The 12,364-nt window shown below is 69.9% G+C and carries 10 protein-coding genes; 3 read left to right on the forward strand and 7 right to left on the reverse strand.

From position 1 onward, the window contains the following. Positions 1-3 precede the first annotated feature (3 nt). Together AC069I_RS31370 and AC069I_RS31375 are read left to right on the forward strand one after the other, a co-directional pair. Complete coding sequence (locus AC069I_RS31370) at positions 4-738, forward strand: HAD family hydrolase (RefSeq protein WP_478227145.1); 735 nt, start codon at positions 4-6, stop codon at positions 736-738. Beyond that, entirely contained in the window at positions 735-3,095 is a 2,361-nt protein-coding gene (locus AC069I_RS31375; RefSeq protein ID WP_478267045.1) for a glycoside hydrolase family 65 protein, read from the forward strand. The genes AC069I_RS31370 and AC069I_RS31375 overlap by 4 nt, the downstream gene beginning before the upstream one ends. 81 nt (positions 3,096-3,176) lie before the next feature. On the opposite strand, the gene AC069I_RS31380 is transcribed toward AC069I_RS31375, so the two are convergent. The 4 genes from AC069I_RS31380 to AC069I_RS31395 form a co-directional block, all read right to left on the reverse strand. Next, complete coding sequence (locus AC069I_RS31380) at positions 3,177-3,356, reverse strand: hypothetical protein (protein WP_478227147.1); 180 nt, start codon at positions 3,354-3,356, stop codon at positions 3,177-3,179. A gap of 39 nt (positions 3,357-3,395) precedes the next feature. After that, complete coding sequence (locus AC069I_RS31385) at positions 3,396-4,352, reverse strand: Ppx/GppA phosphatase family protein (RefSeq protein WP_478267046.1); 957 nt, start codon at positions 4,350-4,352, stop codon at positions 3,396-3,398. 203 nt (positions 4,353-4,555) lie between these two features. After that, on the reverse strand, positions 4,556-5,596 hold the full coding sequence (locus tag AC069I_RS31390) for an LLM class F420-dependent oxidoreductase (RefSeq protein ID WP_478267047.1): 1,041 nt from the start codon (positions 5,594-5,596) through the stop codon (positions 4,556-4,558). Positions 5,597-5,676: 80 nt separating this feature from the next. After that, positions 5,677-8,988 carry a DUF885 domain-containing protein gene (locus AC069I_RS31395; protein ID WP_478267048.1) on the reverse strand — a complete coding sequence of 1,104 codons (3,312 nt, stop codon included), beginning with the start codon at positions 8,986-8,988 and terminating at the stop codon, positions 5,677-5,679. Between the two features lie 136 nt (positions 8,989-9,124). On the opposite strand from AC069I_RS31395, the gene AC069I_RS31400 reads away from it, so the two are divergent. Further along, positions 9,125-10,108: an AsnC family protein gene (locus AC069I_RS31400; RefSeq protein ID WP_478267049.1), complete on the forward strand. Its 984-nt coding sequence runs from the start codon at positions 9,125-9,127 to the stop codon at positions 10,106-10,108. Between the two features lie 102 nt (positions 10,109-10,210). Here the strand turns inward: AC069I_RS31400 and AC069I_RS31405 are convergent, their stop codons facing one another. From AC069I_RS31405 to AC069I_RS31415, 3 genes are read right to left on the reverse strand one after another with little or no spacing between them, the layout of a single operon-like run. Next, positions 10,211-11,137 (reverse strand): RluA family pseudouridine synthase, encoded by a 927-nt coding sequence (locus tag AC069I_RS31405; protein ID WP_478267050.1) that lies wholly within the window; start codon positions 11,135-11,137, stop codon positions 10,211-10,213. Further along, positions 11,134-11,697, reverse strand: a complete 564-nt coding sequence (gene lspA, locus AC069I_RS31410) for a signal peptidase II (RefSeq protein WP_034319164.1) — start codon at positions 11,695-11,697, stop codon at positions 11,134-11,136. Before lspA ends, AC069I_RS31405 begins: the two co-directional genes overlap by 4 nt. Before the next feature lie 24 nt (positions 11,698-11,721). Beyond that, on the reverse strand, positions 11,722-12,357 hold the full coding sequence (locus AC069I_RS31415) for a hypothetical protein (protein WP_478227152.1): 636 nt from the start codon (positions 12,355-12,357) through the stop codon (positions 11,722-11,724). Positions 12,358-12,364: the final 7 nt, after the last annotated feature.

Here is a 12,364-nt window from a genome sequence, read left to right on the forward strand (position 1 = left end):
GACATGATCGGTCTGCCCGACACCATCACGGCCTGTCTCTTCGACCTCGACGGCGTGCTGACCGGAACCGCGGCCCAGCATCGCGAAGCGTGGAAACGCACGTTCGACGAGTTCCTGCGCGCCCGCGACGGTGACGCGTTCTCGCCGTTCACCGACACCGATTACGCGGCCTACGTCGACGGACGGCCGAGGGCCGACGGCGTCCGCACGTTCCTCACCTCGCGCGGGATCGAACTGCCAGAGGGAAGCCCGGACGACGACATCGAGGCCGCCACCGTCAACGGGATCGGGAACCGGAAGAACCAGCTGGTGCTGAAGATCATCGACGAAGAGGGCGTGACTCCGTACCCGGGTTCCGTCCGGTATCTGGAGGCCGCCAAGGCGGCGGGGCTGCGCATCGGCGTCGTCACCTCGTCGGCCAACGGCGCGAAGGTGCTCGACGCCGCCGACCTGACCAAGTTCGTCGAAGCGCGGATCGACGGGATCGTGATCGCCGAGAAGAACCTGCGCGGCAAGCCCGCCCCCGACTCGTTCCTCGCCGGCGCCGAGGCGTTCGGTGTCGCACCGGCGAACGCGGCCGTCTTCGAGGACGCCCTCGCGGGCGTGCAGGCGGGCAAGGACGGCGGTTTCGGTTACGTGGTAGGGGTGAACCGCGCGCATCAGTCGGGCGAGCTGCTCGCGCACGGCGCCGACGTCGTGGTGGAGGACCTCGCCGAACTCCTGGAGGATCGCAAGTGACCGAATCGCTTCTCCGCGGCTACGAGGTCGCGCCCTGGGAGCTGCGCTGGCACGGAATGGACGTCGACGCGTTGCAGCGCACCGAATCGGCGTTCGCGGTGTCCAACGGGCACATCGGCCTGCGCGGCACGCTTGAGGAGGCCGAGCCACGCGGCCTTCCGGGCACCTACCTGAACGGTTTCTATGAACAGCACGATCTTCCTTACGCGGAAAGCGGTTACGGCTATCCCGAAGAGGGACAGACCGTCGTCAACGTGACCGACGGCAAGGTCATCCGGCTGCTCGTCGAGGACGAACCGCTCGACATGCGGTACGGCCAGGCGACCGAACACGACCGCGTGCTCGACTTCCGGAAGGGCACCATCGCGCGCGACACCGTCTGGTCTTCGCCGACCGGCCGCCGGGTCCGGGTGAAGACCGAACGCCTGGTCTCCTTCACGCAGCGGGCCGTCGCGGCGATCAGGTATGAGGTCGAACCGCTCGACGACGACCTCCAGCTGGTGGTGCAGTCGGATCTGCTGGCGAACGAACCGATCGAGTCCGACACGCGTGACCCCCGGGTCGCGGCGGCGCTGGAGTCGCCGCTGATCGGGGAATACCACCACGCGGAGGCGTATCACGCGGTGCTGGTGCACCAGACCCGCCGATCCGGTTTGCGGATGGCCGCCGCGATGGACCACAAGATCGACGTCTCCGACGGCGTGCGCACGCATATCGAGGCCGAGGAAGACCTGGCGCGGCTCACCATCGCCGTCGACGTGCCCCAGGGCGGACGGCTGCGGATCACCAAGTTCCTCGCCTACGGCTGGTCCGCGCAGCGTTCGGTGCCCGCCGTGCGCGCGCAGGTCGAGGCCGCGCTGGCCGGGGCCCGGCAGACCGGCTGGAAGGGGCTGCTCGCCGAACAGAAGGAGTTCCTCGACGACTTCTGGGAGACGTCGGACATCGAGATCGACGGCGACCCGGAACTCCAGCAGGCCGTGCGGTTCGCGCTCTTCCACCTCCTGCAGGCCGGAGCCCGCGGCGAGACGAGGGCGCTGGCGGGCAAGGGGTTGACCGGCCCCGGCTACGACGGGCACGCGTTCTGGGACACCGAGACGTTCGTCCTGCCCGTGCTCACCTACAGCATCCCGGACGCCGCCCGCGACGCACTGCGCTGGCGTCACTCCACTTTGGACAAAGCACGGGAAAGGGCGGCACAGCTGGGTTTGCGCGGCGCGGCGTTCCCCTGGCGGTCCATCAACGGCGCGGAATGCTCCGCGTACTGGCCGGCGGGCACGGCGGCGTTCCACGTCAGCGCGGACATCTCCGACGCCGTCGTGCGCTATCTCAACGCCACCGGCGACGACGAGTTCATGCGGACCTGCGGCGCCGAACTGCTCCTCGAAACCGCGCGATTGTGGTTGTCACTCGGGCATTTCGACCGGCGGGGCCGGTTCCGGATCGACGGCGTCACCGGGCCGGACGAGTACTCCGCGGTGGCGGACAACAACGTCTACACGAACCTCATGGCCCGCCGGAACCTGTTCTACGCCGCCGAGATCGTCGGCCAGCACGACGACGTCGCCCGCCGGTTCGAGGTCGGCGCGGACGAGGTCGCGTCGTGGCGCAAGGCCGCCGACGCGATGCTGGTGCCCTACGACGAGGATCTCGGCGTACACCCGCAGTCCGAAGGGTTCCTGGAGCACGACGAGTGGGATTTCGAGGCGACGGACCCGGATTTCTACCCGCTGCTGCTGAACTACCCGTACTTCGACCTGTACCGCAAACAGGTGGTCAAGCAGGCGGATCTCGTGCTCGCGCTGCATCTGTGCGGGGATTCCTTCACCCCCGAGGAAAAAGCGCGCGACTTCGCCTACTACGAGGCGCGAACCGTACGGGATTCCTCGCTGTCGGCGGGAACGCAGGCGGTGGTGGCGGCCGAGGTCGGGCATCTCGAACTGGCTTACGACTACCTCGCCGAGGCGGCGCTCACCGACCTGCACGACGTGCACAACAACGTCCGCAACGGTCTGCACCTGGCGTCGCTGGCGGGCGCGTGGCAGGGCACCGTCGCCGGTTTCGGCGGGCTGCGCGACTACGGCGGCCGGCTGAGCTTCGCGCCGAGGCTGCCGCCGCAACTCCGGCGGATCGCGTTCCGGCTGACCTTCCGCGGCACCCGGTTCCAGGTCGAGATCGACGGCGAGGGCGCGACGTACCACGTGATCACCGGGGCACCGCTGGAACTGGTGCACCACGGCGACACGTTCACGGTGACCGCCGGGCCGGTGCGGCTGCCGATCCCGGCGCTCGACCCGGGGCCGGCGCCGGTGCAGCCCGCGGGCCGCGCACCGGCGCGGAGGCAGCCGAAGGACGCGTGACCGGTCCCTTCGCGTGCTATGAAAGGTCCTTTCCTTGCAAATTTTGCAAGGAAAGGACCTTTCATAGCACGCGCGGCGAGCTCAGTCCGGGGGTTCGACGGGCACTTCGCCGCCGCCCGGCACGTCGTCGACCTCCTTGGTGCCGTGCGGCCCGACGTCACGATTGGGCACGCCGGGCACGTCGGTCTTCGGCTGGATTCCGCGAAGGTCGTCGAGGTCTTCTTCGTCGTCCTGCCCGAAGCTCTTCTTGCTTTCCCTCATGTGTCCGGGGTACCCGCTCGCGGCCGGATGCGCCAGTCTTCAGGCGGCTTTGGCCGATTCACCCTCCGGGGTGACCAGCCCGTCGAGCATGCCGAGCAGCAGCCCGTCCCGGGTGGACCACGGGCAGATGGCGACCTGGCCACCGGCCAGCGTCAGCAGCGCCTCGGCGACGATCGCGCCCGCGAGAGCCTGGTGGGAGCGCTGCCGCGAGATACCCGGCAGTTCGGCGCGGCGTTTGGCGGGCAGCTTCGCCAGCCGAGGGATCCACGCGCGCAGGTCGTCGAGGTGCAGTTCCCGGGAGCGGGACGGCCGGTCCCCGGCGAGCCGGGCGAGCTGCCGCAGCACCTTGGAGCAGCCGACGGCGCGATGGTCGCGGATCCGCGGGAGGACGTCCTGCATCGCGTCGCGGAACTCGTCGAGCACGTGTTCCCGCATCGCCCGCACGACCTTGGGCGACGGACATTCGGTGGCGAACCAGTCCCGGGTCAGTGACCGGGCGCCGAGCGGCAGGGAGTGCGCGAACCCGGCCTCCTCGCCGTCCCCCGCGGCTAGTTCGACGGTCCCGCCGCCGATATCGAGCACCAGCAGCCCGCCGGCGGAAGCGCCGTACCACCGGCGCGCGCCGACGTAGGCCAGTTCGGCCTCGCGGCGGCCGGTGAGGAACCGCAGTTTGACCCCGGTGGCCTTCTGGACCTCGCGGACGACCTGCTTGACATTGCCCGCGTCGCGGATCGACGAGGTGGCGAGCGGGTACACGTTTTCGACGCCATGCTTGGCGGCCATCGTCATCCCCGCCTCGACCGCGGACGAGACCGCGTCGATACCACGCCGGGTCAGGTTCCCGTCATCGTCGAGTTCCCGGTCCAGCCGCAGCCGCGTCTGGTGGCTCAGTGCGGGGTCGAGCGGCGAACCGCCCTTGGCAAGAACCACCAGCCGTGCACTGAACGAACCGACGTCCAGGACCGCGGCGGACGGCTCGCCGATCTGCTTGCGCACGCGAGGCACCTCACCTTCGTCGCGAACGGATTCCCCGAGGTCTCGCTTTCACTCCTGATAATGGCGTATTTTCTCGCCGTTCAGGCGTGGTTTACGTTCCCTTTCCACCGGGAGGCCGTTTTTTGACCACGAAGGGGGTACGCCAGCGCAGGTCAAGTATACCGGATCGATACAGGTGAGAGGTTCGCCTCCCCGCCGCGTGCCTAGCCGATCAGTTCGCGCAGCTTCGAAACCTGCGCCACGCGCGCCTCCCGGCCGGGCAGCATCGGGTTGACCACCAACGTGGTCGCGCCGGCCTCACGGAAGGCGGCGAGGCGCTCCTTGACGTAGCCCTCCGGCCCGATCAGCGAGATCGCCCTGATCAGTTCCTTCGGCACCGCCGCGGCGGCCTCGTCCTTCTTGCCGTCCAGGTAGAGGTCCTGGATGAGCTTCGCTTCGGCCTCGTAGCCGTACCGCTGAGCGAGACTGTTGTAGAAGTTCTTGCCGCGCGCACCCATGCCGCCGATGTAGAGCGCCAGCATGCCGCGCAGGTGGTCCAGCAGCCCTTCGACGTCGTCACCGATCGCCAGCGCGGTGCCGACGAAGGTGTCCAGCTCGCCCAGCGACGGGTCACGCTTCGCCTTGCCCTCGGCCAGCGACGCGCCCCAGACCTCGGCGGCCTTCTCGGGGTGAAAGAAGATCGGCTCCCAGCCCTCGGCGAGTTCGGCGGTGAGCGCGACGTTCTTCGGGCCGATCGAGGCCAGCAGGATCGGGATCCGCTCGCGCACCGGGTGGTTGATCAGCTTCAGCGGCTTGCCGAGGCCGGTGCCCTGCTCGGGTGGCAGCGGGATCGAGTAGTGCGTGCCGGAGTGCACCACCTTCTCCCGCCGCCACACCTGACGGCAGATGTCGATGATCTCGCGGGTCCTGCCGAGCGGCGCGTCGTACTTCACACCGTGGAAACCCTCGATGACCTGCGGACCCGACGCGCCGATGCCGAGCGTGAACCGGCCATCGGACACGAAGTCGAGCCCGGCGGCGGTCATCGCGGTCAACGTCGGCGTCCGCGTGTAGATCTGGAAGATGCCCGAGGCGATCTGGACCCGTTCGGTCTTCGCCGCGACGTAGCCGAGCTGGCTGACCGCGTCGAACGAGTAGGCCTCGGGGACGAAGACGATGTCCAGCCCGGCCTTCTCCAGCTCGACGATGTCCGCCACGCTGTCGGCGAAACCACCGGCGTAGCTGATCGCGGTCCCGATCCTCATCGGCATCTCCCTCGTAGGTTACTGAGCGCTCGCTTAGCGACAGTATGCGCCGGGACGCCACCTTTCGCCTGTGTCCCGGCTCACTGCGCGGCCACCCAGGCCTTCACCACGTCGTCCAGCACCCGCAGCGGGAGGATCCCGTTGCTCAGCACGACCTCGTGGAAGCCCTTGATGTCGAACCGGTCGCCCAGCGCGGCCTCGGCCTCGGCACGGATCCGCTCGATCTCGAGCCGCCCCACCATGTACGACAGCGCCTGCCCGGGAACGGCGGCGTAGCGGTCGATCTCGGCCTCGATCTCCACCCTGGCCATGGGCGTGTTCTCGGCCAGGTAGTCGACGGCCTGCTGACGGCTCCAGCCGAGCGCGTGCATCCCGGTGTCGACGACGAGCCGCCCGGCGCGCATCGAATCCTGGGTGAGCATGCCGAACCTGGTCAGGTCGCTGGAGTACAGGCCCATCTCGTCGGCGAGGCGCTCCGAGTAGAGCCCCCAGCCCTCGACGTAGGCGTTGACGTCCGCGTGCCCGCGCAACATCGGCAGGCCCTTGAGCTTGTGCGCGATGCAGATCTGGAAGTGGTGCCCCGGAACGGCTTCGTGGAAGGCGATCGCCTCGCTCGTGTGCTTCGGGCGCTGCTCGGCCTCGTGGGTGTTCGCGTAGTAGGTGCCCGGCCGCGAGCCGTCGAGCGACGCCTCGATGTAGTACGCCAGCGTGCCGCCGGGCGCCTCGGCCGGCGGGACCGGCTCGACCTGGCACCGCTCCTCGGGCACGGTCGAGAACCACTGCGGGGCGACGGCTTCGGCGCGGGTGATGGCGTCACGCGCGGCGTCGAGCAGTTCTTCACCGTCCCGCCAGCGCAGGGCAGGGTCGGTGCGCAGCCGCTCGAAGATCGCGTCGAGGTCCTTGGTGCCGAAGATCTTCTCGCCCAGCTCGCGATACTGGTCGGCCAGTTTCGCGATCATGTCGAGGCCGGTGTCGTGCAGCTCCCGCGCGGTGCGCTCGGTCGACGTGTGCGCCCGGATCAGCGCGGCGTACTTCTCCTGCCCGCCAGGGAGCGCGCAGAGACCCGGCTCGGTTTCGGGCTTCGCCACGGGACGCAGCTCATCGGCGAGGAAGTCGCGGTACCGCGTGTAAGCGGGCCGGACGACCTCGGCCAGCAGCCGGTCCCGTTCGGTTTCGTAGCCCTCCACGGAAACGGACGCGGTGAGCGCCAGCGGATCCCCCGCCTCGTCACCGAGATAACGCTCCACGTAGGCGATCCCGCCTTCGACGAGGAAGCCGGGCGGGACCAGCCCGTCGGCCGCCGCCGCGCGCTGGCGCACGATCAGGGCGTCGAGATAGGCGCCCATGCCTTCCAGCCGCTTCAGGTAGCCGCGGACCTTTTCCTCGTCGTTCAGCGACAGCACCGAGAGTTCGTTGAGCATGAACAGCGCGGGCGACGCCAGCCCATCGCTGACCGAGAACTCCGCGGCCCGCGAATCGAGGACGTCGACCATCGCCTTCGCCTGCTGGATCACGACCTCGCGGGTGACCACCTCGGCGGGGGAAAGCCCTTCGGAGTCGAGGGCTTCGGCGCGCTCGGCGATGGCGACCGCCGTCGCGCGCTGCGCGGCCGCGGCCTCCGCGCTCGGATCGGGCAGCGCGCCTTCGTCGCCGGGGAGCCCGAGCAGCGAGCGCCACAGCGGAAGCTCCTCGAACTTGAGCTCCATCAGCTCGTCGGCGAGACCGTTCGGGGTGTCGCCGTGGCCGGCGACCCAGTCGCGGACCACGCCGTCCAGCACCGAGAGCGGCAGCGCACCGCCGCCGAGCACGACGTCGTGGAAGGCCTTGATGTCGAACCGGCTGCCCAGTGTCAGCTCGGCCTCGGCACGGATGCGCTGGATCTCCAGCCGTCCCACCATGTACGACAGCGCCTGGCCGGGGAAGGCGATGTACCGGTCCACTTCGGACTCGATCTCCACCGGCGCCATCGGCGTGTTCTCGGTGAGGAAGTCGATCGCCTGGCGGCGGCTCCAGCCCAGCGCGTGCAGCCCGGTGTCGACCACCAGCCGTCCGGCGCGCATCGAATCCATGGTCAGCATGCCGAGCTTCGCGACGTCGTCGGAGTACAGGCCCATCTCGTCGGCGAGGCGCTCGGTGTACAGGCCCCAGCCCTCGGCGTACGCGGTGAAGTCGCCGATTCGGCGCAGCAGCGGGAGTTCGGTGAGTCCCTGCGCGAGGCTCAGCTGGAAGTGGTGGCCGGGAATGGCCTCGTGGAACGCCGTCGCCTCCGCCGCGTGCCGGAACCGCTCCTCCGCCTTGTGGGTGTTGGCGAAGTAGATGCCGGGCCGGGAGCCGTCGACCGCGGGCCACATGTAGTACGCGGCGGGCGCGCCGGGCGCGGATTCGGCGGGAACCGGCTCGACCGTCCACGGCTGCGGCGGGATCCGGCCGAACCACTTCGGCGCCTCGGCCTCGGCCCTGGTGATGGCCGCGCGGGCAGAGTCGAGCATCTCGTCGGCACCGGACCAGCGCAGAGCCGGGTCGGAGCGGAGCTTGGTGAAGATCTCCTGGAGGTCGCTGGTGCCGAAGACCCGCGAGCCGTACTCGCGGTACTCGTCGGCGAGGCCCGCGATCACGTCGAGCCCGGTCTGGTGCAGCTCACGCGGGGTGCGGTCGGTCGTCGTGTGCATCTCGGCGAGCAGGGCGTAGATTCGCTCGCCGTCGGGCAGCCAGCAGACGCCGGGCTTGTCCTCGGGACGGCCGTGCGGCGCGATCTCCTTCGCGAGCACCTCGCGGTACTCCGCGATCGCGGGCCGGACGACGTCACGCAGCAGGGCGGCGCGGCGGGTCTCGAAGTCGTCGTCGGGCGCGGGCTGGCGCAGCAACGGATCGGCCGAGGGCTCGGCGAGGTGCCGGTCGAGGTACGCGACGGCGGCGTCGACGAGGTACGCGACCGGGACCAGCCCGCGGGCGACGCCGTCACGGTGCCGCTGCGCGGCCTGCCGCAGGTACTCCGGAATCGCGGCGATCCGCCCGAGGTGCGCCTCGGCCTGCGCGCCCGTCCCGACCGACATCATCGGCAGCACGGTGAGCACCTCGGCGGCGGGTGAGATGAACAGGTCACTGACGGTGAACTCGACGAACCGGGAGTCCAGCAGCGCGATCCTCGCCCGCGCCATCGCGATCAGGACATCACGGGTGGTCTTCTCCTCCGCGCTCAAACCGTCGGAGGCGAGTGCCTCGGCCCGCTCGGCCAACCCGGCCAGCCGCGCGCGGAAGGCGTCCCCCGCGGCCTCGCTGAGATCGCTGAGCCCGGTCGATTCCGGACGGAAGCCCTGCAAAGCGGGCATGACCGGCTCGGCGTCGAAGAGGGCTTCGACGAACTCGTCGGCGAGGGCGGAGACTTCGCTCATGTTTGCTTTCCCCAGAGGTCGATGGAGGCGGTATCCCCGACCCTAATGGAGACCGCGTACTACCGAAGCCGGGTTTTGCCGCACTCGGACGGCCTCTCCCCGCGGCGCCGGGAGCGAGACGGTAGCGTTCCCGGACGTGGCCGTGACCGATCCCGTGGACATCCGCCTGCTCGCCGCCCTCGCGGACCTGGGCAAGGCGGCCGTACACGAACTCGCGGCCAAGGTCGGGATGGACCCGCGCGAGGTCGCGTACCGCCTGGTCGCCCTCTCCGGCAGCGGGTTGCCGCTGCTCGTGGGCGTGGAGAGCGACCCGAACGGGCTACGGGCCGCCATCGCGAGCGCGCCGCCTTCCTGGGCTCAGCAGCCCCAGCAACCTCCGCAGCCCCAGCGTCCGCCGGGGCATTCGGGACCGCACAACGTCCAGGGCACCCCCTCCGGGCCATACAACGTCCAGGGGACGCCGTCGGGCGCGTACAACGTGCACGGCACGCCGTCGGGCCGCTACCCCGGCCCGCCTTCGGCCCCGGTACGCCAGCCGATGGCGCCGCCTCCGCGACCGCCCGCCCCGCCGCAGCAGCAGTTCGCGCCGCCCCCGATGGCGCCCGCCGACCCGGTGATGAGCACCTGGGGCGTCCCGCAGACCGCGTCCTGGGCACGCGGCGACGAACAGCAGGTCATGCCGCAGCCCGCCCCGGAGGGCAAGAAGGGCCGGACCGGTGACGTGATGGAGACCCAGGGCCTGGAGGGCGAGCAGCTCACCGTCCAGCTGCTCGAGGTCCAGGACCCGGCGGACTACCTGTTCAGCGCCGCGGGCTACTCGCTGGAAGCCGGGGAACGGTCGGTCGTGGTGCACACCGAGATCACCAACCGCGGGAACATCCCGTTCGTGTCGCTCCCGGACAACTACCTCGAACTGCTCACCGCGGACGGCAAGCCGATCGCGAAGGCGCCGGTCTCGCTGACGTCGCGGCCGCCGCACAAGATCGGCGTCCGGCCCGGGGAGACCCTGGGCGGGCACACCGTCTACGTGCTGCCGGACTCGACGCGCGTGGTCGCCGTGCGCTGGTCACCGCGGCCCGAGCCGGACGAGCGCACGCTGACCTGGTCGATCGAGGACTAGCTCGCGGCGGCTCCCGGTGCCTTCGTGACTTGTGGTCCGTGAAGGCCTCCTTGCCTACTCTCAAGGTAGGGAAGGAGGCCTTCACGGACAGGAGACTCGCGCCTAGTTCTCGTCCTGCAGGATCCGCAGCGCGTTGGCCAGGTCGTCCGGGTACTCCGACTCGAACTCGACCCAGCGCCCGTCGGCCGGGTGGGCGAAGCCGAGCGTCTTCGCGTGCAGCCACTGCCGGGAGAGCCCGAGCTTGCGCGCCAGCACCGGGTCGGCACCGTAGGTCAGGTCGCCGACGCACGGGTGCTTGAGCGCCGAGAAGTGCACGCGGATCTGGTGCGTGCGCCCGGTCTCCAGTTTGATCTGGGCCAGCGACGCGGCGCGGAAGGCCTCGACGACCTCGTAGTGCGTGACGCTGGGCCGCCCACCCTGGACGACGGCGAACTTGTAGTCGTGCCGGGGGTGCCGGTCGATCGGCGCGTCGATGGTGCCGCGTGTCGGGTCCGGGTGGCCCTGCACGATGGCGTGGTAGCCCTTGTCGACGGTGCGTTCCTTGAACGCCCGCTTCAGCACGGTGTACGCGTGCTCGCTCTTCGCCACGACCATGACGCCGGTGGTGCCGGCGTCCAGCCGGTGCACGACGCCCTGGCGTTCGGCGGCGCCCGAGGTCGCGATGCGCAGCCCGGCGGCGGCGAGCCCGCCGACGACGGTCGGCCCGGCCCAGCCGGGGCTCGGGTGCACGGCGACACCGACCGGCTTTGAGATCACCGCGATGTCGTCATCGTCGTGCAGGATCTTCATGCCTTCGACGGGTTCCGCGACGACCTCGACGGCCGAGGCCGGATCGGGCAGCGTCACTTCGAGCAGTCCGCCGGCGGTCAGCCGGTCCGATTTCCCGGCGGGCCTGCCGTCGAGGAGGATCTCACCGGATTCGGCCAGCTCCGCCACGACCGTGCGGGAAAGTCCCAGTAGTTTCGCCAGCCCCGCGTCGACGCGCATGCCGTCGAGCCCGTCGGGAACGGGCAACATCCGCGCGCTCATTCGCTCGCCGCCTTCTTTTTGTCCTTTGTAGACGTTCCATCGTAGTCCTTTCCCAGCAGGGAAAGGATCACGATGAGCACGCCGCCGACGCAGATCGCCGAGTCGGCGACGTTGAAGATCGCCCAGCCCTGCCCGTTCGGCGCGAACGCGGAGATCATGTCGACCACGTGCCCTTGCAGCGGGCCGGGCGCGCGGAAGATCCGGTCGGTCAGGTTGCCGAGCGCGCCCGCCAGCACCAGGCCGAGGCCGATGGCCCAACCGACCGAGCGCAGCCGCCGGGACAGCCAGACGATGGCGATCACGACGGCGATCGCGACCAGCGCGAGCACCCAGGTCAGCCCGGTCGCCATCGAGAAGGCGGCACCGGGGTTGCGCACCAGCTGGAAGTACACGAGCCCGCCGAGGAACTCGACCGGCTGCTTGCCCTCCAGCGTGGACACGGCGATCTGCTTGGTGAGGAGGTCGATCCCCCACAGCACCGCGGCGACGGCGAACACCACGGCGACGCGCTTCTTGGGCAGCGGTGGCGACGGTGGCGCCGTTTCGGGCTCAGTACTCACAGCCCCATTGTCCACTGAGCGTGTTCAGGACTCCTCGGCGGCCGTCTTCGGCCTGCTCAGCAGGGCCGCGAACGCCCCGGCGAGCACGACCAGCGACGAAAGCACCAGCGCGAGCTGTCCCTGCGCGAGCACGACCGCGCAGAGCACGAACGCCGCGGCCACGACCAGTACCAGCACGCTGCGCTCCAGCCAGGCGAGCCCGACGAGGCCCAGCGTCAGCAGGATCGCGCTCCGGGTGTCACCGTCGAGATCGAATTCCCAGTAGCCGACCAGATCCGCCAGCACGATGGCGACCAGTCCGCCGAGCGCGATCGCGGCGACCTTCCACCAGCGCATGGTCTTTGTCCGGATGGCGTAGAACAGCACCGTGCCGAGGTAGACCGCGAGAACGGCGAACAGCCAGTCGTCGTTCCGGCCGGCGATGTCGAACGACGTGTCCAGCGCGGCGGCGGTCTCGCGGCTCATCTCGACCCCGCGCAAGGATCCGAAAACCCCACCATCACCGACCCCATACAGATTCTGGGTCAGGAACTGCTGCTCACCGGCGGGCGCGTAGGCGAACCAGCCCCCGGACCACATCCCGCCGAAGGCCACCACGATCAGCTGAGCGAAACCCAGCAACGCCAGCGGAAACCAGTAACGCGGTCGCTCGTTCCCCATGCGGGGA

Source organism: Amycolatopsis sp. NPDC043885 (assembly GCF_056435685.1).

Bases quoted from the DNA above. Each gene is read 5' to 3' on its own strand.
- AC069I_RS31405 (WP_478267050.1), bottom strand. From the start codon at position 11,137: ATGAGCGCGCGGATGTTGCCCGTTCCCGACGGGCTCGACGGCATGCGC.
- AC069I_RS31390 (WP_478267047.1), bottom strand. From the start codon at position 5,596: ATGAGGATCGGGACCGCGATCAGCTACGCCGGTGGTTTCGCCGACAGC.
- AC069I_RS31395 (WP_478267048.1), bottom strand. From the start codon at position 8,988: ATGAGCGAAGTCTCCGCCCTCGCCGACGAGTTCGTCGAAGCCCTCTTC.
- AC069I_RS31380 (WP_478227147.1), bottom strand. From the start codon at position 3,356: ATGAGGGAAAGCAAGAAGAGCTTCGGGCAGGACGACGAAGAAGACCTC.
- AC069I_RS31415 (WP_478227152.1), bottom strand. From the start codon at position 12,357: ATGGGGAACGAGCGACCGCGTTACTGGTTTCCGCTGGCGTTGCTGGGT.
- AC069I_RS31370 (WP_478227145.1), top strand. From the start codon at position 4: ATGATCGGTCTGCCCGACACCATCACGGCCTGTCTCTTCGACCTCGAC.